This is a genomic window from Streptomyces sp. NPDC051976 (assembly GCF_040680795.1).
In the GTDB taxonomy this organism is placed as follows: domain Bacteria; phylum Actinomycetota; class Actinomycetes; order Streptomycetales; family Streptomycetaceae; genus Actinacidiphila.
Genome location: NZ_JBFAXL010000002.1, coordinates 186,259 through 209,155, shown reverse-complemented (window position 1 = coordinate 209,155; position 22,897 = coordinate 186,259). Strand labels below are relative to the sequence as shown.

The window sequence follows — 22,897 nt, the reverse complement described above, 5'->3', positions numbered from 1 at the left end:
CTCCCGTCCACATCGGACGGGAGGGTGGCTGACCTGCACAAACACTGTGGAGCCTAGGAGATTCGAACTCCTGACATCTGCCTTGCAAAGGCAGCGCTCTACCAACTGAGCTAAGGCCCCTCGTCGCTGGACAGCGTACCTGTTCCGGCGGGCCGAGCCGACCGGGTATCGGGCTCCGTAGGATGGTTTGCAGGATTCGCAGGCGCAAATGGGAGTGGTCATGGAGACGTCGGCGCAGGACCCCGGGGCTCGGGCGCTGGAGGCGCGGGAGCTGCAGCGGAGTTGGTACGGGGAGCCGCTGGGGGACCTGTTCCGGCGGTTGCTGGCGGATCTGGGGCTGAACCAGGCGCGGCTGGCGGCGGTGCTGGGGTTGTCGGCGCCGATGTTGTCGCAGCTCATGAGCGGGCAGCGGGCGAAGATCGGCAATCCGGCGGTGGTGCAGCGGCTGCAGTCGCTGCAGGAACTGGCCGGGCAGGTGGCGGCGGGCAGGACCGGGGCGATGGAGGCGGCGGCCCGGATGGACGAGATCCGGGAGTCGGCGGGGTCGTCGGTGCTCGGCGGCACCACCACGCACTCCTCCGGTGAGACGGGCGCCGCACCCGCCCGTCAGGTGGTCCGCGGCATCCAGACCGTGCTGCGGTCGGTGGCCGCGGCGGACGAGATCGAACAGGCCGCACGGTCCCTCGCGCCCGCGCACCCGCAACTGGCAGAGTTCCTCCGTGTGTACGGCGCCGGGCGGACCAGCGAGGCGGTCAGCCACTACGAGGCGCACCAGGACTGAGGAAGCGACCGGACACGACGAGCAGAGCGGCGAAGGGGGCGCGGCACACCATGGGTGAGGTCTTCGCGGGCCGGTACGAGCTGGTGGACCCGATCGGGCGCGGCGGCGTCGGGGCGGTCTGGCGCTCCTGGGACCACCGCCGCCGCCGTTACGTGGCCGCCAAGGTGCTCCAGCAGAGCGACGCGCACGCGCTGCTGCGCTTCGTACGGGAGCAGGCGATGCGGATCGACCATCCGCATGTGCTGGCGCCCGCGAGCTGGGCGGCCGACGACGACAAGGTGCTGTTCACCATGGACCTGGTGCGCGGCGGTTCGCTGTCGCACCTGATCGGCGACTACGGGCCGCTGCCGCCGCACTACGTGTGCGTCCTGCTCGACCAGCTGCTGTCCGGGCTGACCGCCGTGCACGCGGAGGGCGTGGTGCACCGCGACATCAAGCCCGCGAACATCCTGCTGGAGGCGACCGGCACCGGCACCCCGCACCTGCGGCTGTCGGACTTCGGCATCGCCATGCGCAAGGGCGAGCCGCGGCTGACCGAGACCAACTACGTGGTCGGCACGCCCGGTTACTTCGCGCCCGAGCAGCTCGTCGGAGCCGAGCCCGACTTCCCCGCCGACCTGTACGCGGTCGGCCTGGTCGCGCTGTACCTGCTGGGCGGTCAGAAGCCGGACGCGCAGGCGATATCCGAGCGCTTCCTCGCCGTGGGCATGCCGCCCGCGCCGCTGGGGGTGCCGGAGCCGCTGTGGCAGGTGATCGGCGCGCTGCTGCAGCCCGATCCGCGCTCCCGGTTCCGTACGGCCACGGGGGCGCGGAAGGCGCTGGCCGCGGCGGCCGAGGTGATGGGGGAACCCGCGGCGGCGGCCGACGAACCGGTCGAGGTCTTCGACCAGATGGGCCCGCTGCCGGACGGTTTCGGCCCCGAAGGACCGCTTCCCGCGACGCCCCTGCCCACCCCGGTGAACGGACTCTCCGCCGGGCCCGCTCCCGTACCCGCCCCGGCGCCTGCCCCTGTCTCCGAGCCGCCGCACGCCGCCTGGCCGCAGGCGGCCCCCGCGCCCGCGCCGGAAGTCCCGGCCCCCGTCCAGGCCCATGCCCAGGCCCATGCCCAGGCCCATGCCCAGGCCGCCTCAGCCCCCCACGCCGCCGTGCCGCCCGGTCCGCCCGCGCCCGGCGCACCGCTGCGCCCGGAGGCGCAGACACCGGCCCAGCCCCAGCTCCAAGCTCAGGCCCAAGCCCAAGCCCAAGCCCAAGCCCAGGTCCACGCGCCCGCCGAAGTGCCCGCGCCCGCGCAGCCGCTGACCCACACCAGGACCCGCGCCGATCTGCCGGCGCCCGCCCAGCCGCTGCCCCCGGCCGCCGCCGTGGTCCCGGCTTCGGCCGACGCGCCCGGCACGGGTACCGTCTCCGCGCGACTCCCGGTCCACCGGCCGAAGCCGGGACCACCGGCGAAGATCGTGGTCCCGGTCCTCGTCATCGCCGCGCTCTGCTTCGCGTTCGGCATCCTCGCGCTCGCGATGTCCTGAGCGCCCCGCGAGGATCCGGGGAAACCGGCGGCGTTACCAGCCGGAAGGCCCCGGACCTTGCTGGTAGGGCCCCGGCACCGCGTCAACCGGCTGGCCCGCCCGCCCGGCCCTGCGTCGGGCGGTGGCGTACCAGACGGCCAGGCTGAGCAGCAGGACCGTGCCCGCGCCCAGCGACGCGAAGGCCAGGAAGCGCAGCGCCGAGGTGCCCGAGGAGCCGCTGGAGGAGGCCGCCGTGCCGTTCGCGGAGGACACGTCGTGGGCGTCGACGCCGATGCCCGCCGGACGGGCGTCCGCGGCGTAGGCGGGCGCGGCCTGCGCGCTGCCGGTCACATCGACCCGCAGGGTGACCGGCACCGGGCCGCCCACCGCCTTGGCGACGTCGGGGTGCACGGTGACCGCGAAGTAGTACCAGCCCGCGTACCGGACCCGCGAGACCTGGTCGTCGTCCGAGGCGCGGTTGGCGTACGAGACGGGTGCGAGCTGTTCGTGCAGGGAGGTGGGCGTGCCCTGGTAACCGTGGTCGCTGTCGTCGACGAACTCGCGTACGGGGCTGTAGGCGGTCAGGCGGACGCCGCCGCTGATGTACTGCGAGGTGTCCTTGACCTGGGCGCTGGAGAAGTCGGCGAAGACGGTGGCCTGCTGGCCCCAGTCGACGGGGACCTTGTAGAAGCGGGTCTCGCCCGGCAGCACCCGGTCCTTCCAGATGCCGGTCTTCAGCGCGGCCGCGGTGTCGAAGCCCGTGCCGCCCTGGGCCGGGCGCGGGGTGCCGGTGGTGAGCGGGGTCGGTGACGGGGTGTCGGTGCCGGTCACGGGTGCGTGCGGCGCCGCGGAGCCCGCCTTGAGGCCGGGCTCGCTGACGAAGCGCAGCTCCAGCGGCCAGCGGCCCGGGTCGGAGGTGCCCGCGCTGGTCCTGTGGACCTCCAGGGTGTACTGGTTGGCCGTCTGGCAGGACGTGCCGACGCCGATGAGGCGGGTCACCGCGCTGCCGATCGGCCGGGGGTCGTTCTCGTCGCCGAAGTGGATGTCGCGGCTGTCGCAGTCCGAGCCGTCGGCGCTCTGCAGCTTCATCTCGATGCCGTCGCCGTAGGTGACCCGCGTCCCGGCCGGCGGCAGCGCGAAGGCCGACACGTACGCCGACGACGTGGCGTCGAGCGTCACCCCGTAGAAGCGGGTCTGGCCGACCGCGATGGTGTCCGTGTACGTGGTCGCGGGCCGCATCGCGGGGGCGTCCGCCGTGGTGGCGGCGCCGGATATCGCGGTGCCCCGCGACTGCCAGGTCGCGGGTGCGGTGGGCGCCGCGGGCGTACCGTCGGCCACGGCCCGGCCCTGGAGGGCGGCGAGCGCGAGTACGGCCGCCGCCGCGGTGAACGTCAGTCGGCGTGTCATGCCCCACCCCTGTAGTCGGTGCCCGCGTCGTCGACGGTGCGGGACGTGCTGGATGCGCTGGAGTCGCTGGTCGTGCCGGTGGTGCCGGAACGGCTGAAGCCGCCGGGACCGCCCGGACCGCCAGGGCCACCCGGGCCACCCGGGCTTCCGAAGCCGCCGGACGTCCGCTGGCCCGTGTCGCCGCGACGGACCAGCGCCACCACCCCGACCCCGGCCAGCGCGACCGCGCCGCCCGTACCCGCCGCGACCAGATCCGTACCGGTCACATGGGTCGGACCGGAACCGGACCCGCTCGTGCCCGCCTGCCCGGCCGTGACGCGCCCGGGGCCGTCAGGGCCCCCGGAGCCTCCGGATGCGCCGGACGTCCCGGAGCCGTCGCCGGAGGCGTTCTTGCCGCCGTTCCCCGCCGCGAGCGCGGGCGCCCGGTACTGCGGTCCGGCCAGCTCCGTGCCGGTGACGTCGACCCGCAGGATGACGCCGACGGCGGTGTTCCTGGCCAGTCGTGCGGCGTCCGGGCCGAGGCCGACCGCGATCCAGTAGTCGCCAGCGCGGTGCACGGTGGTCGCCGGGCCGCTGGCCACCCAGCGGTTGGTCCAGGTCACCGGTACCGTACCGACGCCCACCGACAGCGGTTTGCCGAAGTAGGCGCGTTCGTCGCGGGCGTCGGAGGCGCTGCGGACGGGCAGCCTGCCGGGAGCGTAGGCGGCGGCCGTCACAAAGGTGGAGGCGGCCGCGGAGGCGTCGTCGAGCACCGGCTCGTTGGCGAACTCGGCGGTGTACGTGAGCTGTTGGCCCCAGCCGACGTGGACCTTGTAGTAGCGGGTCTGGGCGGGCAGCAACCGGTCCCGCCAGACGCCCGTGGCGACCCGGGTGGCGTCGTTGAAGCCGGTGCCGCCCGTGAGGTCCTTCGGGGTGCCCGTGACGGGCGCGGGGGCCGCCCCGTAGTCGCTGCGCGCCGCGGCCGCGGTGGTGCCCGCGGGCAGCGGCGCCTCGCTGCCGAAGGCCAGCTCCACCGGCCAGCGCCCGCGGTCGGACGCGGCCGCGCTCGTACGGTGCACGGACAGCAGATAGCGGCCCGCCTTGTCGCAGCTCCCGTCGTGGCCCGAGGACGGGGTGCGGCTGACCGCGCCGGTGAGCGTCATCGCGCCCTCGTCCTGGCCGAAGTGGGCGTAGTTCGTGTCGCAGGTGGAGCCGTACGCGCCGGTCGCCGCGAGCCGCAGCTCCAGGCCGTCGCCGTAGCCGACGGGAACGCCCGGCTGCGGGACCGCCGTGAGGGACAGGTCCGCGGTGGACACCGCGTCGAGGGAGGCGGCGTACCACCGGGTCTCGCCCGGGCCGAGGGTGTCCAGGTACTGGCCCGGGGTGATCGGCGCCGCCTTCGCCTGTGTCAGGCCGCCGGTGATCCGGGTGCCCTCGAAACGGTAGGCGTCGGCGCTCAGTTGCGAGGCGCGTACGAGCTGGCGGCCGAGCGCGGCGGCGTCCGGGGCGTCGTAGTAGGCGCCGTGCCCGGCGCGCGCGACGCACTCCAGCTCGTCCCTGGCCGCGCCCTTGACCTGGAAGCCGACGGTGTCGATCCGCAGCCCGATCCCGTCCCCGGCGAGCTGGGCGGCGACCTGGCAGGGCTTGGGCGTACCGCAGTTGGACTCCCCGTCGGAGACCAGCAGGATCGTCCGGCGGCCGTCGGGGGGCAGGTCGGCGGCGGCCTTGGTGAGCGCCAGCGCGGTCGGTGTGTCGCCCTTGGGCCGCACCGCGGCCACCGCTCGCTTCATCGCGGCCCGGTCGAGAGCGGTGACGGGCTGGACCAGGCTGGTGTCGTCGCAGCCGTGCGTCTTCCCGGCGCCGTAGACCCGAAGTCCGGTCGGATAGCCGTCGGGCAGCGAGTCGACGACCGCGCCGACCGCGGTGCGCGCGGCCGCGATCCGGGTGCTTCCCGAGCCGTCGGGGCCCGCCATGGAGCCCGAGGAGTCCAGCACCATCACGATGCTGCCGTCCTGGCCGCCGGCGGCCGGTGCGGCGGACGCGGGCGGCGCGCCGAAGCGCGCCACGCCGAGGCACAGCCCCGAACCGAGCAGCAGGACCACCGCGGCCCTGCGTACCGCCGTGGCTCCCCGTGTCACCGCCGCCCGTCGTACGACGGCGGCCCCCCGCCCCGGTGGCGGTCGTCGTTCCATAGCGTCGCTTCCCCCCTGTGCGCGCGGCACACGGCGTCGTTTGCACAAGCAAAGATAAGGATTTGCTCACGCAAACTCAAGCGGTTCCCGCCAGGTTCCGGTCACGGTCCCGCAACAGGCCCCGGGAACGCCGAAGGCCCCGGCCGCTTGGTGCGGCCGGGGCCCGGAGACGAGCCGGTGCCTGCACGGCGTCCGGGCGTCTCACTGACGTCTCACACGTTGGCGTTCGAACCCGCCGGGACCGCGTCAGTGGCTTCCGTCCACAGGTCCTGCTCGGCGCGGTCCGCCTGAATCTGTCGGTACACGAACAGGCCGGCGACGGCGGCCAGTGCGATCAGGAGAAACTTCTTCATCGCGTGACCTCCTCCTTCATGCGTGGGAAGAGCTTCTGACGCGCCCGACTATACACAGCAGCCGATACCGAACGGTGACCTACCGACCATGTCCTCTACCCCGGACATCCGCCTGCCACACCCACCGTCACCCGAAGACGCAGAGAGCCCCCCGGCCGATCGGCCGGGGGGCTCTCGCGCGGTGGGGCTACCAGGACTTGAACCTGGGGCCTCTTCCTTATCAGGGAAGCGCTCTAACCGTCTGAGCTATAGCCCCGCGCTGCATCGAAAGATTAGCGCACCCTGGGCCATGTCCCAAAATCGGTATCCGCGTCCGCTACTCGTCCTCGGCGAGCGTGAGCTCGATGCCGCCCACGAAACCGGCGGAGAGGTTGTAGACGAAGGCCGCGAGCGTGGCCAGGGCGGTGGCCAGGACCACGTCGATGACGGCGATGACGGTGGTGATCGTCAGCACCCGGGACAGCGAGAGGAACGACACGAGGTCGAAGCCGCCCTTGCCGCCCTGCTCCGACGTGGTGGCCTCGCTGATCGTGGAACCGACGGTGCTGAAGACGCCGATGGTGTCGAGCACCATCCACAGCACGGCGACGGCCACGATCGTGCAGATGCCCAGTGCGATGGAGAGCAGGAAGCTCACCTTCATCACCGACCAAGGGTCGGCCTTGGCGATCCGCAGCCGGGCCTTGCGGGTCCGCGGCACGGGACGCGCCGCGGGGCGCGGTCTGCGTACGCCCGCGCCCGCCGGACCGGCGAGACCGCCGGCCGTGCCGGGTCCGCCCGGGCCTGCGGGGGCGCCCCCGTGCCCCTGAGGCGCCGTGGCCGGCTGCGGCGGTGTGTACGCCTGCGCGGGCTGGTGCGCGGGCGGTTGGTGCGGCGGTGGCGGCTGACGGGTGTCAGTCACGGTGTAACCCCCCTCTGGAGTGCCGCTGAGATGACTTGCCGAGCCACGGGCACCCCCGGACTTCCCTGTCCCACCCTCGGCGCCCGTGGCTCCACTCACGGCTTACTCCTCCGGCTCACCGGCCGCGGGCTCCACGCCCTCGGCCGCTCCGTCGTCGTCACCGGTGCCGGCCGCCAGGGCCACCTCCGGATCGTCCTCTGCCTCGGCGTTGCGTGCGATGCCGACGACGGCGTCACGCTTCCCGAGATTGATCAGTTGGACGCCCATGGTGTCACGGCCCGTCTCCCTGACCTCGTTGACCCGCGTACGGATCACGCCGCCGCTCAGGCTGATGGCCAGGATCTCATCGGTCTCCTCGACCACCAGAGCACCGACCAGCGAACCGCGGTCCTCCACGATCTTCGCCGCCTTGATGCCGAGTCCGCCGCGCCCCTGGACCCGGTACTCGTCCACTGAGGTGCGCTTGGCGTACCCGCCGTCGGTGGCGGTGAACACGAACGTACCCGGCCGGATGACATTCATCGAGAGAAGTTCGTCACCTTCGCGGAAACTCATCCCCTTCACACCCGATGTGGCGCGGCCCATCGGGCGCAGCGCGTCGTCGGTGGCGGTGAAGCGGATGCACTGCGCCTTCCGGCTGACCAGCAGCAGGTCATCCTCCGCCGAGACCAGCTCGGCGCCGATCAGCTCGTCGGAGGTCAGGCCCGCCACGGCGGTCTCGCCGTCCGCGTCGCCGTCGGCCACGGCCGCGCCGGACTCCCGCAGGTTGATGGCGATGACACCGCCGGCCCGGGGCGAGTCGTAGTCCTTGAGCGCGGTCTTCTTCACCAGGCCGCCCTTGGTGGCCAGCACCAGGTACGGGGCGGCGGCGTAGTCCTTGATCGCCAGGATCTGGGCGATCCGCTCGTCCGGCTGGAAGGCCAGCAGATTCGCCACGTGCTGGCCGCGGGCGTCCCGGCCGGCGTCGGGCAGCTCGTACGCCTTGGCGCGGTAGACCCGGCCCTTGTTGGTGAAGAACAGCAGCCACTGGTGGGTGGTGGTCACGAAGAAGTGGTCGACGATGTCGTCCTGCTTCAGCTTCGCGCCGCGTACGCCCTTGCCGCCGCGCTTCTGCGACCGGTAGTCCTCGGTCTTGGTGCGCTTGACGTAGCCGCCGCGGGTGATCGTGACGACGATGTCCTCCTCGGCGATCAGGTCCTCGATGGACATGTCACCGTCGAAGGGCACCAGCTTGCTGCGCCGGTCGTCGCCGAACTTCTCGACGATGGCCTGCAGCTCCTCGCTGATGATCTGCCGCTGCCGCTCGGGCGAGGCGAGGATCGCGTTGTACTCGTTGATCTTCGCCTGCAGCTCGTCGTGCTCGGCGATGATCTTCTGCCGCTCCAGGGCGGCCAGCCGCCGGAGCTGCATCTCCAGGATCGCGTTGGCCTGGATCTCGTCGATCGTGAGCAGGCCCATCAGGCCCTCGCGCGCCACCTCGACGGTGTCGCTGCGCCGGATCAGCGCGATGACCTCGTCGATCGCGTCGAGCGCCTTGAGCAGACCGCGCAGGATGTGGGCGCGCTCCTCGGCCTTGCGCAGCCGGAAGCGGGTGCGCCGGACGATGACCTCGACCTGGTGGTTCACCCAGTTGCGGATGAACGCGTCCAGCGACAGGGTGCGCGGCACGCCGTCGACCAGCGCCAGCATGTTGGCGCCGAAGTTGGTCTGCAGATCGGTGTGCTTGTACAGGTTGTTCAGCACGACCTTGGCGACCGCGTCCCGCTTGAGGACGATCACCAGCCGCTGCCCGGTGCGCGAGGACGTCTCGTCGCGGACGTCGGCGATGCCGCCGATCTTGCCGTCCTTCACCAGGTCGGCGATCTTCTGCGCCAGATTGTCCGGGTTCGTCTGGTACGGCAGCTCGGTGACGACCAGGCACTGCCGGTTCTGGATCTCCTCGACCTCGACGATGGCGCGCATCGTGATCGAGCCGCGGCCGGTGCGGTACGCGTCCTCGATGCCCTTGCGGCCCACCACCAGCGCGCCGGTCGGGAAGTCCGGGCCCTTGATCCGTTCCATCAGGGCGTCGAGCAGTTCCTCGGGCGACGCCTCGGGGTTGGCCAGGTACCACTGGGCGCCGTCGGCGACCTCGCGCAGGTTGTGCGGCGGGATGTTGGTCGCCATGCCGACCGCGATGCCCGCGGAGCCGTTGATCAGCAGGTTCGGGAACCGGGACGGCAGGACCGTCGGCTCCTGGTTGCGGCCGTCGTAGTTGTCCTGGAGGTCGACGGTCTCCTCGTCGATGTCGCGGACCATCTCCATGGACAGCGGCATCATCTTGCACTCGGTGTACCGCATGGCGGCGGCCGGGTCGTTGCCCGGGGAACCGAAGTTGCCGTTGGAGTCGACCAGCGGCATCCGCATCGACCACGGCTGGGCCAGCCGGACCAGGGCGTCGTAGATCGAGGAGTCGCCGTGCGGGTGGTACGTGCCCATCACGTCGCCGACGACGCGGGCGCACTTGTAGAAGCCCTTCTCCGGCCGGTAGCCGCCGTCGTACATCGCGTACAGCACACGGCGGTGCACCGGCTTGAGGCCGTCCCGTACGTCCGGCAGCGCGCGCGAGACGATGACGGACATCGCGTAGTCGAGGTAGCTGCGCTGCATCTCGGTCTCGAGCCCGACGGGCTCGATGCGCAGGCCACCCGACTCGTTGCGCAGCTCCTGCTCGGACGCGGGGACGTCGGGTACGGGGGGAACGTTGGAATTCTCGTCGGCCATCGCTGTCAGATAGTCCTTTCACACGGCCGGGATCACCGGCCACAAACGGGGCCGACTCAGATGTCGAGGAACCGGACGTCCTTGGCGTTGCGCTGGATGAACGAGCGCCGGGCCTCGACGTCCTCACCCATCAGCACCGAGAACAGGTCGTCGGCCTGCGCCGCGTCGTCGAGCGTGACCTGGCCGAGGACACGGTGGTCGATGTCCATGGTGGTGACGCGCAGCTCCTCCGCGTTCATCTCGCCCAGACCCTTGAAGCGCTGGATCGAGTCCTCGCGGATGCGCTTGCCCGCCTGCTTGCCCAGCTCCACCAGGGCGTCGCGCTCGCGGTCGGAGTACGCGTACTCGAAGTCGTCCCGGCCCCACTTGATCTTGTACAGCGGCGGGCGGGACAGGTAGACGTGACCTGCCTCGACCAGCGGCCGCATGAAGCGGAACAGGAAGGTCAGCAGCAGCGTGTTGATGTGCTGGCCGTCGACGTCGGCGTCCGCCATCAGGATGATCTTGTGATAGCGGAGCTTGGCGATGTCGAAGTCCTCGTGCACACCGGTGCCGAAAGCCGAGATCAGCGCCTGGATCTCGGTGTTCTGCAGGATCTTGTCGATCCGCGCCTTCTCGACGTTGAGGATCTTGCCGCGGATCGGGAGGATCGCCTGGTACTGCGGGTTGCGGCCGGACTTCGCCGAGCCACCGGCCGAGTCACCCTCGACGATGAAGATCTCGCACTTGGTGGGGTCGTTGGACTGGCAGTCGCTGAGCTTGCCCGGCAGCGACGCCGACTCCAGCAGCCCCTTGCGGCGGGTCAGGTCGCGCGCCTTACGGGCCGCGACCCGGGCGGTGGCCGCCTGGATCGCCTTGCGGATGATGTCCGCGGCCTCGTTGGGATTGCGGTCCAGCCAGTCGGTCAGGTGCTCGTGCACGACCTTCTGGACGAAGGTCTTCGCCTCGGTGTTGCCCAGCTTCGTCTTCGTCTGGCCCTCGAACTGCGGCTCGCCGAGCTTGACGGAGATGATCGCGGTCAGACCCTCGCGGATGTCCTCGCCCGCCAGGTTGTCGTCCTTCTCGCGCAGGAACTTCTTCTCCCGCGCGTAGCGGTTGACCAGGCCGGTCATCGCCGCGCGGAAGCCCTCCTCATGCGTGCCGCCCTCGTGGGTGTGGATCGTGTTCGCGAAGCTGTAGACACCCTCGGTGTACTGGGTGTTCCACTGCATCGCGACCTCGACCGAGAGCATCCGCTCCTTGTCCTCGGCCTCGATGTCGATGACCGTGGGGTGGATCAGCTCGCCCTTGCGCGAGTTCAGGTACTTCACGTAGTCCACGAGGCCGCCCTCGTAGTGGTACGTGACGGTGAGCGGCTTGCCCTCCTCGTCGACGTGGTCGGCGCGCTCGTCGGTCAGCGAGATGCGCAGTCCCTTGTTGAGGAACGCCATCTCCTGGAAGCGCCGCGACAGCGTCTCGAAGGAGTACTCGGTCGTCTCGAAGATGTCCGGGTCGGCCCAGAAGGTGACCGTGGTGCCGGTCTCCTGCACCGCCTCGTTCTTCAGCAGCGGCGCCGTCGGCACACCCAGCTTGTAGTCCTGCGTCCAGCGGTGGCCCTCGGTGCGCACCTCGACCGCGACCCGGGAGGACAGCGCGTTGACCACGGAGACGCCGACGCCGTGCAGACCGCCGGAGACCGCGTAACCGCCGCCGCCGAACTTGCCGCCCGCGTGCAGCACGGTGAGCACGACCTCGACGGCGGGCTTGCCCTCGGAGGGGACGATGCCCACCGGGATACCGCGGCCGTTGTCCACCACGCGCACGCCGCCGTCGGCCAGGATCGTGACGTCGATCGTGTCCGCGTGGCCCGCCATCGCCTCGTCGACCGAGTTGTCGACGACCTCCTGGACGAGGTGGTGCAGGCCCCGCTCACCGGTCGAGCCGATGTACATGCCGGGGCGCTTGCGCACCGCCTCGAGGCCTTCGAGCACGGTGATCGCGCTGGCGTCGTAGGACTTGTTGGAGTTCTCTGTGGGGTTGCCGGAATCGGCCACGAAGCGCCCTTTCTGGCACAGCACGAGCCGTCTCCCGCCGAGCGGGATCGGCTGCGTCTTCGACATGTTCCGCTGGGGTACCCCTGCCGGATGCCAGGGGAGGGCGGTCTGCCTATCAGTCTACCGGTAGCGCCGACATGAATGGGGCTTTGCCGGTACCTGAGTTCCCATGTGCCGTCCCGAACCGCCATCGCCCGACTCCCTACACGCGGCCCTGGTGCCAAAACCGCTCACACGGGCGTCCAGGGCTTCCGGCTGTCAACCTCCCGCTACTCAGCGCAGGGGGCGGCCGCCGGAGGCTACTCAGCCGTAGGTGTCACCGGGGCCGCGGCTGCCGGGCGCCCGCAGCCGGCCGTACGAACGCGCAGGTCCGGCGGGTCCCAGCACCTTGATCACCTTGACCGTGCCATGGCCCAGGTCGGCGTTGAGCCGGGCCACCAGGGTCGGCGCCAGCAGCCGGAGCTGGGTCGCCCACGCCGTCGAGTCGCACTGCACGGTCAGCACGCACTCGTCCTCGTCGTAGCGCGCGGGCGAGCAGTGCAGCGCCACCTCGGGACCGACGAGCTGCGGCCAGCGGCCCATCACACCGCCCACCGCGGCGGGCGCCTCCCAGCCCCGTTCGGTGATCAGACGGCTGATCGCGGCGCCCAGCGACAGCGGGTCGCGGCCGTCCGCACGGGCGCCGGAGCGCAGGCCGCCGCGCCTGGCTTGTTTCTTCTGCACCGCGGCCGCGCCCTTGGCCCGCGCCTGCTCCTTGGCGGCGCGCAGCGCGACCCTGGCCAGGTCGACACCGGTCTGCTCGGGGAGCGCGCCGGAGGGCAGTGCGCCGGAGGGGCTCGGAGGCTGTGTGGGGGACGGGCCCGAGGGCAGTGGTGACGGAGCTCCGTCGGACCTGGCTTTCCGCTCGCTCATACCCGCTCCACCGTTCCGTTCTCCACCGCGAACCGCGCCCCGCGCAGCAGCCCCGGCACGTCGTCGTCCACCGCCGCCGTGACCAGCACCTGCTCGCCCGGGGCGACCAGCTCCGCCAGCCGCTCCCGGCGCCGGGTGTCCAACTCGGCGAACACGTCGTCGAGCACCAGCACCGGCTCGCCGCCGTCCGCGCACAGCAGCTCGTACGACGCCAGCCGCAGCGCCAGGGCATACGACCACGACTCGCCGTGGCTGGCATAGCCCTTGGCGGGCAGCGGTCCCAGCTTCAGTACGAGGTCGTCGCGGTGCGGACCCACCAGCGTGACGCCGCGCTCGATCTCCTGCCGCCGCGACTCGCCCAGCGCCTCCATCATCCGCGCGAACAGCTCCTCGCGGCCGCCCGGCGCCGGGACCTCCTCCTGCCCCGCGCCGCGCTCGCCGATCGACCCGCGGTACTCAAGGCTCACCGGACCGCCGCCGGGGGCGAGCTGCTCGTACGCCTTGTCGGCCAGCGGCTGCAGCGCCGCCACCAGGTCGAGGCGCTGGGCGAGCAACTCGGCGCCGGCCCGCGCCAGGTGCTGGTCCCACACGTCGAGCGTCGACAGATCGGCGCCCCGGGCGGTGGAGCCGTGCCTACGGGCCATCGCCGCCGACTTCAGCAGGGTGTTGCGCTGCTTCAGCACCCGGTCGTAGTCGCTGCGCACCCCGGCCAGCCGCGGCGCCCTGGCGGTGATCAGCTCGTCGAGGAACCGCCGCCGCTCGCCCGGGTCGCCCTTGACCAGCGCCAGGTCCTCCGGCGCGAAGAGCACGCTGCGGACGATGCCCAGCACATCGCGCGGCCGGACCTGCGACGACCGGTTGATCCTGGCCCGGTTCGCCCGGCCCGGGTTGATCTCCAGCTCCACGAGCTGCTGCCGCTCGCCCCGTACGACCTGGGCGCGTACCACCGCGCGCTCGGCGCCCAGCCGGACCAGCGGCGCGTCCGAGGCGACCCGGTGGCTGGCCAGCGTCGCCAGATAGCCGACCGCCTCGACGAGGTTGGTCTTGCCCTGGCCGTTGGGCCCCACGAAAGCCGTCACGCCCGGGTCGAGAGGGACCTCGGCCCGGGCGTAGGAGCGGAAGTCGGCGAGCGAAAGGTGCGCTACGTGCATCGCGTGCTGTGGCGCGGGACCGCGCCGACCTCCCTGCTGTGGTGTATCCGCGGCGCCGTGTCCCGCTGGCGCCGCGGTGCTACTCGGCCGCGGTGACCGCGTGCCCGCCGAACTCGTTGCGGAGCGCGGCGATCATCTTCATCTGCGGCGAGTCGTCCTGGCGGGACGAGAAGCGGGCGAAGAGCGAGGCGGTGATGGCGGGCATCGGCACGGCGTTGTCGATCGCGGCCTCGACCGTCCAGCGGCCCTCGCCGGAGTCGTCCGCGTAACCGCGCAGATTCTCCAGGTGCTCGCTCTTGTCGAGCGCGTCCACGGCCAGGTCGAGCAGCCAGGAGCGGATGACCGTACCGGACTTCCAGGAGCGGAAGACCTCGCGGACGTCGGTGACCGAGCCGATCGCCTCCAGCAGCTCCCAGCCCTCGGCGTACGCCTGCATCATCGCGTACTCGATGCCGTTGTGGACCATCTTGGCGAAGTGCCCGGCGCCGACGCTGCCCGCGTGCACCGCGCCGGAGTCGCCCTCCGGCTTGAGCGCGTCGAAGATCGGCTGGGCCTTGGCGATGTTCTCGTCGGTGCCGCCGTACATCAGCGCGTAGCCGTTCTGCAGGCCCCACACGCCGCCGGAGACACCGCAGTCGACGAAGCCGATGCCCTTGGCCGCCAGCTCCTCGGCGTGCCGCTCGTCGTCCGTCCAGCGGGAGTTGCCGCCATCCACCACGACGTCACCGGGGGAGAGCAGCTCCCCCAGCTCGTCGATCGTCGACTGGGTGGCCGCCCCGGCGGGGACCATCACCCACACCACGCGCGGTCCCTGCAGCGCGTCCACAAGCTCCTTGAGGCTGTGGACATCGGCGAGATCCGGGTTGCGGTCATACCCGATGACGGTGTGTCCGCCGCGGCGAATGCGCTCGCGCATGTTGCCGCCCATCTTGCCGAGACCGATGAGACCGAGCTCCATCACAGATCCTTCGTTCGACGCGTGTCTGACCTGAGAGCGAGCCTACGTCGGCCCGCGGGACCGGGCTCAGCCGGACAGCCGCACCGGCATGATCAGGTACTTGTACGCGTCGTCCGCCTCGGCGTCGAGGGCGGGGCGCCCGCTGAGCAGCGCGGGCTTGGTGGAGGTCGTGAAGGAGAGCTGGGCCACCGCGGAGTCGATCGCGCTGAGCCCGTCCAGCAGGAAGGTCGGGTTGAAGGCGATCGAGATGTCGTCGCCCTCCAGCTTGGCGTCGACCCGCTCCACAGCCTGTGCGTCGTCGCTGGAGCCGGCCTCCAGGGTCAGCACGCCCTGCTCGAAGCTGAGCCGCACCGGGGTGTTCCGCTCGGCGACCAGCGAGACGCGCTTGACCGCCTCGACGAAGGGCGGCGTCTCGATCACCGCGACGGAGGCGAACTCGGTCGGGAAGAGCGTGCGGTACTTGGGCAGGTCGCCTTCGAGCAGCCGGGTGGTGGTCCGGCGGCCCGCGCCCTCGAAACCGATCAGGCCCTCTCCGGCGCCGGACCCGGCCAGCGCGATGGAGACGGTGTCACCGCTGGTCAGCGACTTGGCGGTGTCCAGCAGCGTCTTCGCGGGCACCAGCGCGACGGCGGAGATGTCGGCCTGCTCCGGCTTCCACAGGAACTCGCGGACCGCGAAGCGGTAGCGGTCGGTGGCGGCCAGCGTGACGGTGTCGCCCTCGATCTCGATCCGCACACCGGTCAGCACCGGCAGGGTGTCGTCGCGGCCGGCGGCGATGGCCACCTGGGCGGCCGCGGCGGCGAAGACCTCGCCGGGGACGGTGCCGGAGGCGATCGGCATCGCGGGCAGTGCCGGGTACTCGTCCACAGGCAGGGTGTGGAGTGTGAATCGCGAGCTGCCGCAGACGACGGTGACCCGCACGCCGTCGGTGGAGATCTCCACAGGGCGGTTGGGGAGGGCGCGCGAGATGTCGGCGAGCAGACGCCCCGAGACCAGGACGGTGCCCTCCTCCTCGACCTCGGCCTCGACCGCCACCCGGGCGGAGACCTCGTAGTCGAACCCGGAAAGGCTCAGCCTGCCGTCCTCCGCCTTCAGCAGCAGTCCGGCCAGGACCGGCACCGGGGGACGGGCCGGGAGGCTGCGGGCCGCCCACGCCACGGCCTCGGCAAGTACGTCGCGCTCCACCCGGATCTTCACCGGAACCGCCTCCTGCTTGTTGCTGACTGTCGGGGACCAGTCTGACGCACGGCACCGACAGTAGGTGCGGGTTGGTGGCAAGCCGGGACACGAGCCGTCGGGCGAGTCCGGCGAAGTTGTGCACACCCCCTGCTTCGAAGCAGGTTCCCAGCTATCTCTACGTAGTCGTAGTAATAGGGGTTGTGGATACCGTGGATAAGTGGTTCCTGCGCAGGTCAGGCCACGTTTTTTATCCACTGCGCCTGTGGGCGGCGGCGGTGGACAACCGGGGTGTTCTGTGGACGGGCGGAAGTTGTGCACACCTCACCCACAGGGGACCCCTGGTTCTCCCCAGCCCTGTCCCCAGGAATACCCGAGTTCTCCCCAGCCCAACCCACCACCTTGGTGTGACGCCTTTCACTCTTCCTGGGGACAGACCGGCTTTCGTTGCCGAACAGTGGACAAAGATGTGGAGAACCTGCCGCATGCTGTGCACAACAGGCCGCCTCCTGTGGGCGAGCGGTGGACAACTCCAGTGGGGCACCGAGGACCCCGTCGGCCGTCCACAGTCTGTGGACCGGGGTTGCCCACATATCCACACGCACCTGAGCTGGGCCGAAACCTCCCGGGTGGGGTCGTCTGTGGAGACGTTCTGGACAACTCCGGTATCCCCAGGGTGTGGACGGCCCGAACGCCATGATCCTGTGGAGAAGTCCACCGCACCCCCGAGGAATCGAACAACGCGACGCGCCCCGGGAGTTGGACTCCCGGGGCGCGGTGTCGTGCGGGGTGTGCGAAGGGGGCGGTACGAGCCCGTACGAGCCCTTGCGCGGGCGGCTGGGCGTCAGCTCTTGATGCGGTTGGTCAGCTCGGTGACCTGGTTGTAGATGGACCGCCGCTCGGCCATCAGCGAGCGGATCTTGCGGTCGGCGTGCATCACCGTGGTGTGGTCACGGCCGCCGAAGAGGGCGCCGATCTTCGGCAGCGAGAGATCGGTCAGCTCCCGGCACAGGTACATCGCGATCTGCCGGGCGGTGACCAGGACGCGGCTGCGCGAGGAGCCGGACAGGTCGTCCACGGCCAGCCCGAAGTACGCGGCGGTCTCGGCCATGATGGCCGTCCCGCTGATCTCGGGGACCGAGTCCTCGCCGCCCGGGATCAGGTCCTTGAGCACGATCTCGGTGAGCTGCAGGTCGACCGGCTGCCGGTTGAGGCTGGCGAAGGCGGTGACCCGGATCAGCGCGCCCTCCAGCTCGCGGATGTTCCGCGAGATCCGGGACGCGATGAACTCCAGCACCTCCGGCGGCGCGTTCAGCTGCTCCTGGACCGCCTTCTTCCGCAGGATCGCGATCCGGGTCTCCAGCTCGGGCGGCTGGACGTCGGTGATCAGGCCCCACTCGAAGCGGTTGCGCAGCCGGTCCTCCAGGGTGACCAGCTGCTTGGGCGGCCGGTCGGAGGAGAGCACGATCTGCTTGTTCGCGTTGTGCAGGGTGTTGAAGGTGTGGAAGAACTCCTCCTGCGTCGACTCCTTGCTCGCCAGGAACTGGATGTCGTCGACGAGCAGGATGTCCATGTCCCGGTACCGCTTGCGGAACGCGTCCGCCTTGCCGTCCCGGATCGAGTTGATGAACTCGTTGGTGAACTCCTCCGAGCTGACGTACCGCACCCGGGTGCCCGGATAGAGGCTGCGCGCGTAGTGCCCGATGGCGTGCAGCAGGTGCGTCTTGCCGAGTCCGGACTCGCCGTAGATGAACAGCGGGTTGTACGCCTTCGCCGGCGCCTCGGCCACTGCCACGGCGGCCGCGTGCGCGAAGCGGTTGGACGCCCCGATGACGAAGGTGTCGAAGAGGTACTTCGGGTTCAGCCGGGCGGTGGGCTCGACGGCGCCGCCCGACCCGCCCGCGCCTCCCGAGGAGCCCGCGCCGCCGCTGCCGGCGTGCCCCGGCTGGTGGCGTGCGGTCGGCACGGCCGGCGGCCGCTCGGTGCGCGCGGGGGGCACCGCGGGCGACTGCGGCGGGTACCCGGACGGCGCCGACGGCGGATACGCCTGGTGCGGTACGGACGGGTAGCTGTCGTGCGGGTCCTGGCGGTAGCGGTGGTCGCGCTGCTCGGGGTACGGGTCGCGGTCGCGCCCGAGGTCCCTGTCCCGGCTGAGGTCCCGGTCGCGGTCGAGGTCGCGGTCCCTGTCGAGGTCGCGCTCGCGGTTCAGGTCCCTGTCGCGGTCGAGATCCCGGTCACGGTCGCGGTCGCGGCTAATGTCGCGGTCGCGGTCCCGGTTGAGATCCCGGTCGCGCTCGCGGTCGCGGTCCTGGAAGCCGCCGGGCGCGCCCCAGCCACCGGGCGCGGGCTGCTGCCAGCCGTCGTCCGAGGCGCGGGGCGGCCATTCGCCGCCGCCCTGGTGCTCGGGATACGCGCGCCGCATGCGCATGCCGTCGTCGTACGGGTCCTGCTGCTCGTGCCGCTGGTCGTGCGGGCCGCGCTGGTCGAGGGGTTGGTCCGGGTGGCGCTGCTCGCCGTGCTGCTCGTGCGGCTCGGCGGCGCGCGGTGCCGGTTCCTGGTCGCCGCCGGAGGCGACGGCGATGGCGATCCCCACGGGGTGACCGAACTCACGGCTGAGCACATCGGTGATCAGCGGCAGCAGCCGCCCTTCGAGGACGCTCTTGGCGAACTCGTTCGGCGCGGAGAGCACCGCGGTGCCCGCCACCAGAGCCAGCGGCTGGGTCCGCTTGAGCCAGTCCGCGTCCTTGGGCTTGAGGTCCTCGCTGTCCACCAGCAGTTTCTGGAGAACGCGCGGCCACACTGCGGCAAGATCGGCAGTTACGTCAGCCACAGGGCACGCTCTCTCGGTTGCTCGGTAGTGCAGGCACTCCCGCGAAAGTGTGGTCCAGGAGACGGGCGGGAAGATTAAGGAGTTCAGCCACGGTAGTCAGGGCGGCGTGCGCGGTTCAAGTCGTTGTCCACAGGGTGTGTACAAATGGCGGGCCGCCGGAGCCTGGTTTGACCGGATGGCCTAGCCGCGCGTACCGTATCGAGGTCGAGTTGTCGATGGCTGCTGCCGCCTGCCTACCGATGGGCGAGGATCCTCCGGAGGAATCCGGATGATCGTCAAGCGGTGCACCTGACTGGTCCGCGAGTTTCTCGTGGGCGCACGGTGACAGCCAGGCGACGCCCCGCCGGACACGATTTTCCCTGGAGCCCCCGAGTGAGCAAGCGCACCTTCCAGCCGAACAACCGCCGTCGTGCGAAGACCCACGGCTTCCGTCTGCGTATGCGCACCCGCGCCGGCCGCGCGATTCTCGCGACCCGCCGCAGCAAGGGCCGCGCCCGCCTGTCCGCCTGATCGTCGTCACAGGTCTCATGCCGTGCTGCCCACCGAGAATCGGCTGAGGCGGCGCCAGGACTTTGCGACAGCGGTTCGCCGCGGACGCCGAGCCGGACGTCCGCTGCTGGTGGTCCATCTGCGGACCGTCGGCCGTACCGACACAAGGGACCCGCATGTGCCAGGGGGGAGCACTCCCCCGGCGCGTGCGGGTTTCGTCGTCAGCAAGGCGGTGGGGGGCTCGGTCCAGCGCAACCTGGTCAAGCGCCGACTGCGTCATCTGGTGCGGGAGCGACTCTCCCTGCTGCCCCCCGGTAGCCTGGTTGTCGTACGCGCGCTACCTGGAGCCGGTGGCGCTGACCATGCAGAGCTGGCCCTCGACCTGGACGCCGCCCTCAAGAGGCTGACAGGTCGCGACACCCATGGCGAAGCCGAGGGGAGGGTGTCTCGATGAAATACCCGCTGCTGGCGCTGATCAAGCTGTACCAGTGGACGATCAGTCCGCTGCTCGGCCCGGTCTGCCGGTACTACCCCTCGTGCTCCCACTACGGGTACACGGCCATCGACAGGCACGGCGCGATCAAGGGCACCGCCCTTACCGCGTGGCGCATCCTGCGCTGCAACCCCTGGTCGCCAGGCGGTGTGGATCATGTCCCGCCGCGTAAGCGACCCCCATGGCACGATCGGCTGCGCCGCGCACTGCGGGGCGGCTCCGACGGGCCCGTCACACCCGAGCCCACCGGACCCTCTCACGCCCAAGGAGCCTGATCGTGGGGATTTTGAACCCCCTCTACGACGCTGTCTCGTGGATCATCGTCCAGTTCCACTCGTTCTACAGCCTGATCTTCAACAAGGACAGCGGCTGGGCGTGGGGTCTGTCGATCATCTCGCTGGTGGTGCTGATCCGCATCTGCCTGATCCCGCTCTTCGTGAAGCAGATCAAGTCGACGCGGAACATGCAGGCGCTCCAGCCGAAGATGAAGGCGATCCAGGAGCGCTACAAGAGCGACAAGCAGAAGCAGTCCGAAGAGATGATGAAGCTGTACAAGGAGACGGGTACCAACCCGCTCTCCTCGTGCCTGCCGATTCTGGCTCAGTCGCCCTTCTTCTTCGCGCTCTACCACGTGCTCAGCAACATCGCCAAGGGCAAGCCGGTCGGCGTCATCCACGAGAACCTGGTGACCAGCGCCCAGAAGGCCCACATCTTCGGTGCCCCGCTCGCCGCGAAGTTCACGGACAGCGCGCACAAGATCGAGAGCCTCGGCGCCACTCAGGCCAATGTGCGGATCGTCACGATCATCATGATCCTCATGATGTCGGCCTCGCAGTTCTACACGCAGCGCCAGCTCATGACGAAGAACGTCGACATGACGGTGAAGACCCCGTTCATGCAGCAGCAGAAGATGCTGATGTACGTCTTCCCGCTGATCTTCGCCGTCATGGGTATCAACTTCCCCGTCGGTGTCCTCATCTACTGGCTGACCACCAACGTGTGGACCATGGGCCAGCAGATGTTCGTGATCCGGCGGAACCCGACCCCGGGCAGCCTCGCGTTCAAGCAGCGTGAAGAGCGCCTGCGGGCCAAGGGCAAGCTGGTCGAGCCCCCTGAGGACATCGCCGCCAAGGAGGCCGTCGAGGCCGCGCGTGCCAACCGCACCCAGCCCAAGCGGCAGCCGAAGGCCAAGCGGCAGCAGTCCGGCGGCGGGTCCGGTGGCGCCTCGCCCGCGGCGGGCGGACAGGGCTCTCCCAGGGCCGGTGGCGGCGCTCCCCGCGCCGGAGCGCCCCGGGCCGGCGCCCCCAAGGCAGGCAGCGGCGGTACGGGTGCCAAGACGGGCAGTGGCGGCGCCTCGAAGCAGGGCGGCGCACCGGGCAAGCAGTCCGGTGGCCCGAAGAAGCCGACCAACCTGTCGAAGAAGAAGTAAGAGGAGTCCAGGCGTGAGCGACGTCAACACCACCACGGCACCCGACAGCGGCACGTCCGCGACCCTGACCCGCCTGGAGCAGGAGGGTGAGATCGCCGCGGACTACCTGGAGGGTCTGCTGGACATCGCCGACCTCGACGGTGACATCGACATGGATGTCGAGGGCGAGCGCGCGTCGGTGTCGATCATCGGTGACAACGGCACCCGTGATCTGAACAAGCTGGTCGGCCGGGACGGCGAGGTGCTGGAGGCGCTCCAGGAGCTGACCCGGCTGGCGGTGCACCGGGAGACCGGTGAGCGCAGCCGTCTGATGCTGGACATCGCCGGGTTCCGGGCCCGCAAGCGCGCGGAGCTGGCGCAGCTGGGCGCCAAGGCGGCTGCCGAGGCCAAGGAGACCGGCGAGCCGGTCAAGCTGGACCCGATGACGCCGTTCGAGCGCAAGGTCGTCCACGACGCCGTGGCCGCCGCGGGACTGCGCAGCGAGTCCGAGGGCGAGGAGCCCCAGCGCCGGGTGGTCGTCCTCCCGGTCTGACCGGCCCTCGCGCGACAACGCTCTGTCGGCCCCGTCTGCTCGCAGGCGGGGCCGAACCTTGTAAGCCTGGTAGTGACCTAGGAAAGGACAGCCCTCGTGACGGACGAGGCAGCGGCGGAGCTTCCCTCGCCGCCCGAGCAGGCCAGAACGGTCTTCGGTGACCGGTTCGCCGATGCGCTGCGGTACGCCGAGCTGCTCGCGGACGCGGGGGTGCGGCGCGGTCTGATCGGTCCGCGTGAGGTGCCCCGGCTGTGGGAGCGGCATCTGCTGAACTGTGCGGTGCTGTCCGAGGTGATCGAGCAGGACGTCTCGGTGTGCGATGTCGGCTCGGGTGCCGGGCTGCCCGGCATTCCGCTGGCGCTCACCAGGCCCGATCTGCAGATCACGCTGCTGGAGCCGCTGCTGCGCAGGACCACGTTCCTCGAAGAGGTGGTCAAGCTGCTGGGCCTGCCCAATGTCACGGTGGTGCGCGGCCGCGCCGAGGAGATGGTCGGCACCATGCCGCCGGTGGACGTGGTGACCGCCCGCGCGGTGGCCCCGCTGGAGCGGCTGGCGGGCTGGGGCCTGCCGCTGCTGCGGCCGCACGGCGAGATGGCCGTACTGAAGGGCGACACCGCCGAGGAGGAGCTGAAGGCCGCCCGCGCGGCGCTCGGCCGCCTCGGCGCCGTGGAGGCGTCGGTGGTCCAGGTCGGCGACGGCATCGTCGACCCGTTGTCCACAGTCGTACGCGTGCTTGTGGGTGAGAGTCCCGGCGGAGTGCGGGCCGCGACCCGGCGCGCCAGGGCGGCTCGTGCGAGCCGGGCACCGCGTGGTGGTGCGGGTCCGCGCCGCCGTCGCTGAACGCCTCTACGCCATACAAACGGCCAAAACGACATAATCCGGAGTGTCTGCGCAGTTAGTGAGCCCGCGCTGTGCATCGTGTTCCACGTGAAACGTCGCTCACTGCTGCCAGGAGTCCTCAGCCGCGGTCGCGCCGCGGCTGAGGCGCGCGCCAACAAACCTGTTAAGACGACCGC

18 protein-coding genes, 2 tRNA genes and 1 pseudogene are annotated in these 22,897 nt (G+C 70.8%); 8 read left to right on the top strand and 13 right to left on the bottom strand.

Features of this window, described 5'->3' with window-relative positions; translation table 11 throughout:
• Window positions 1-47 precede the first annotated feature (47 nt).
• Window positions 48-120, bottom strand: a tRNA-Ala gene (locus AB0M29_RS03260).
• A 100-nt stretch (window positions 121-220) separates the two neighbouring features.
• Between AB0M29_RS03260 and AB0M29_RS03255 the strand changes: the two genes are divergently transcribed.
• Window positions 221-781, top strand: a complete 561-nt coding sequence (locus AB0M29_RS03255; RefSeq protein ID WP_365378113.1) for a DNA-binding protein — start codon at window positions 221-223, stop codon at window positions 779-781.
• Between the two features lie 50 nt (window positions 782-831).
• Complete coding sequence (locus AB0M29_RS03250; RefSeq protein WP_365378110.1) at window positions 832-2,304, top strand: serine/threonine-protein kinase; 1,473 nt, start codon at window positions 832-834, stop codon at window positions 2,302-2,304.
• 33 nt (window positions 2,305-2,337) lie between these two features.
• Here the strand turns inward: AB0M29_RS03250 and AB0M29_RS03245 are convergent, their stop codons facing one another.
• From AB0M29_RS03245 to dnaA, 12 genes and pseudogenes are all read right to left on the bottom strand, one after another.
• Complete coding sequence (locus AB0M29_RS03245) at window positions 2,338-3,690, bottom strand: hypothetical protein (RefSeq protein WP_365378107.1); 1,353 nt, start codon at window positions 3,688-3,690, stop codon at window positions 2,338-2,340.
• Window positions 3,687-5,807 (bottom strand): VWA domain-containing protein, encoded by a 2,121-nt coding sequence (locus tag AB0M29_RS03240; RefSeq protein ID WP_365378105.1) that lies wholly within the window; start codon window positions 5,805-5,807, stop codon window positions 3,687-3,689. Before AB0M29_RS03240 ends, AB0M29_RS03245 begins: the two co-directional genes overlap by 4 nt.
• 266 nt (window positions 5,808-6,073) lie before the next feature.
• The gene (locus AB0M29_RS03235; RefSeq protein WP_365378102.1) at window positions 6,074-6,214 is read right to left on the bottom strand and encodes a DLW-39 family protein; all 141 of its coding nucleotides are present in this window, start codon (window positions 6,212-6,214) and stop codon (window positions 6,074-6,076) included.
• A 182-nt stretch (window positions 6,215-6,396) separates the two neighbouring features.
• A tRNA-Ile gene (locus tag AB0M29_RS03230) sits at window positions 6,397-6,470 on the bottom strand.
• Window positions 6,471-6,530: 60 nt separating this feature from the next.
• Complete coding sequence (locus tag AB0M29_RS03225) at window positions 6,531-7,214, bottom strand: DUF3566 domain-containing protein (protein ID WP_365378100.1); 684 nt, start codon at window positions 7,212-7,214, stop codon at window positions 6,531-6,533.
• 3 nt (window positions 7,215-7,217) lie between these two features.
• The gene (gyrA, locus tag AB0M29_RS03220) at window positions 7,218-9,878 is read right to left on the bottom strand and encodes a DNA gyrase subunit A (RefSeq protein WP_365378097.1); all 2,661 of its coding nucleotides are present in this window, start codon (window positions 9,876-9,878) and stop codon (window positions 7,218-7,220) included.
• A 56-nt stretch (window positions 9,879-9,934) separates the two neighbouring features.
• Complete coding sequence (gene gyrB / locus AB0M29_RS03215; RefSeq protein ID WP_365378593.1) at window positions 9,935-11,935, bottom strand: DNA topoisomerase (ATP-hydrolyzing) subunit B; 2,001 nt, start codon at window positions 11,933-11,935, stop codon at window positions 9,935-9,937.
• A gap of 279 nt (window positions 11,936-12,214) precedes the next feature.
• Entirely contained in the window at window positions 12,215-12,823 is a 609-nt protein-coding gene (locus AB0M29_RS03210) for a DciA family protein (protein ID WP_365378095.1), read from the bottom strand.
• A complete protein-coding gene (gene recF, locus AB0M29_RS03205; RefSeq protein WP_365378092.1) occupies window positions 12,820-13,974 on the bottom strand; it encodes a DNA replication/repair protein RecF in 1,155 nt (384 codons plus the stop codon). The genes AB0M29_RS03210 and recF overlap by 4 nt, the downstream gene beginning before the upstream one ends.
• Before the next feature lie 79 nt (window positions 13,975-14,053).
• A pseudogene (gnd, locus tag AB0M29_RS03200) lies at window positions 14,054-14,959 on the bottom strand (phosphogluconate dehydrogenase (NAD(+)-dependent, decarboxylating)); the annotation flags it as partial.
• Between the two features lie 39 nt (window positions 14,960-14,998).
• Window positions 14,999-16,129 carry a DNA polymerase III subunit beta gene (gene dnaN / locus AB0M29_RS03195; RefSeq protein WP_365378090.1) on the bottom strand — a complete coding sequence of 377 codons (1,131 nt, stop codon included), beginning with the start codon at window positions 16,127-16,129 and terminating at the stop codon, window positions 14,999-15,001.
• A gap of 823 nt (window positions 16,130-16,952) precedes the next feature.
• Window positions 16,953-18,938 (bottom strand): chromosomal replication initiator protein DnaA, encoded by a 1,986-nt coding sequence (gene dnaA, locus AB0M29_RS03190; protein ID WP_365378087.1) that lies wholly within the window; start codon window positions 18,936-18,938, stop codon window positions 16,953-16,955.
• A gap of 372 nt (window positions 18,939-19,310) precedes the next feature.
• Between dnaA and rpmH the strand changes: the two genes are divergently transcribed.
• From rpmH to rsmG, 6 genes are all read left to right on the top strand, one after another.
• Window positions 19,311-19,448 carry a 50S ribosomal protein L34 gene (gene rpmH / locus AB0M29_RS03185; RefSeq protein WP_003975051.1) on the top strand — a complete coding sequence of 46 codons (138 nt, stop codon included), beginning with the start codon at window positions 19,311-19,313 and terminating at the stop codon, window positions 19,446-19,448.
• 22 nt (window positions 19,449-19,470) lie between these two features.
• Window positions 19,471-19,881 (top strand): ribonuclease P protein component, encoded by a 411-nt coding sequence (gene rnpA, locus AB0M29_RS03180; protein ID WP_365378083.1) that lies wholly within the window; start codon window positions 19,471-19,473, stop codon window positions 19,879-19,881.
• A complete protein-coding gene (yidD, locus tag AB0M29_RS03175) occupies window positions 19,878-20,195 on the top strand; it encodes a membrane protein insertion efficiency factor YidD (RefSeq protein ID WP_365378080.1) in 318 nt (105 codons plus the stop codon). The genes rnpA and yidD overlap by 4 nt, the downstream gene beginning before the upstream one ends.
• Window positions 20,195-21,349, top strand: coding sequence for a membrane protein insertase YidC (gene yidC, locus AB0M29_RS03170; RefSeq protein WP_365378590.1), 1,155 nt, complete (start codon window positions 20,195-20,197; stop codon window positions 21,347-21,349). The genes yidD and yidC overlap by 1 nt, the downstream gene beginning before the upstream one ends.
• A 13-nt stretch (window positions 21,350-21,362) precedes the next feature.
• Window positions 21,363-21,881 (top strand): R3H domain-containing nucleic acid-binding protein, encoded by a 519-nt coding sequence (locus tag AB0M29_RS03165; RefSeq protein WP_365378078.1) that lies wholly within the window; start codon window positions 21,363-21,365, stop codon window positions 21,879-21,881.
• 96 nt (window positions 21,882-21,977) lie between these two features.
• The gene (rsmG, locus tag AB0M29_RS03160; RefSeq protein WP_365378076.1) at window positions 21,978-22,721 is read left to right on the top strand and encodes a 16S rRNA (guanine(527)-N(7))-methyltransferase RsmG; all 744 of its coding nucleotides are present in this window, start codon (window positions 21,978-21,980) and stop codon (window positions 22,719-22,721) included.
• Window positions 22,722-22,897: the final 176 nt, after the last annotated feature.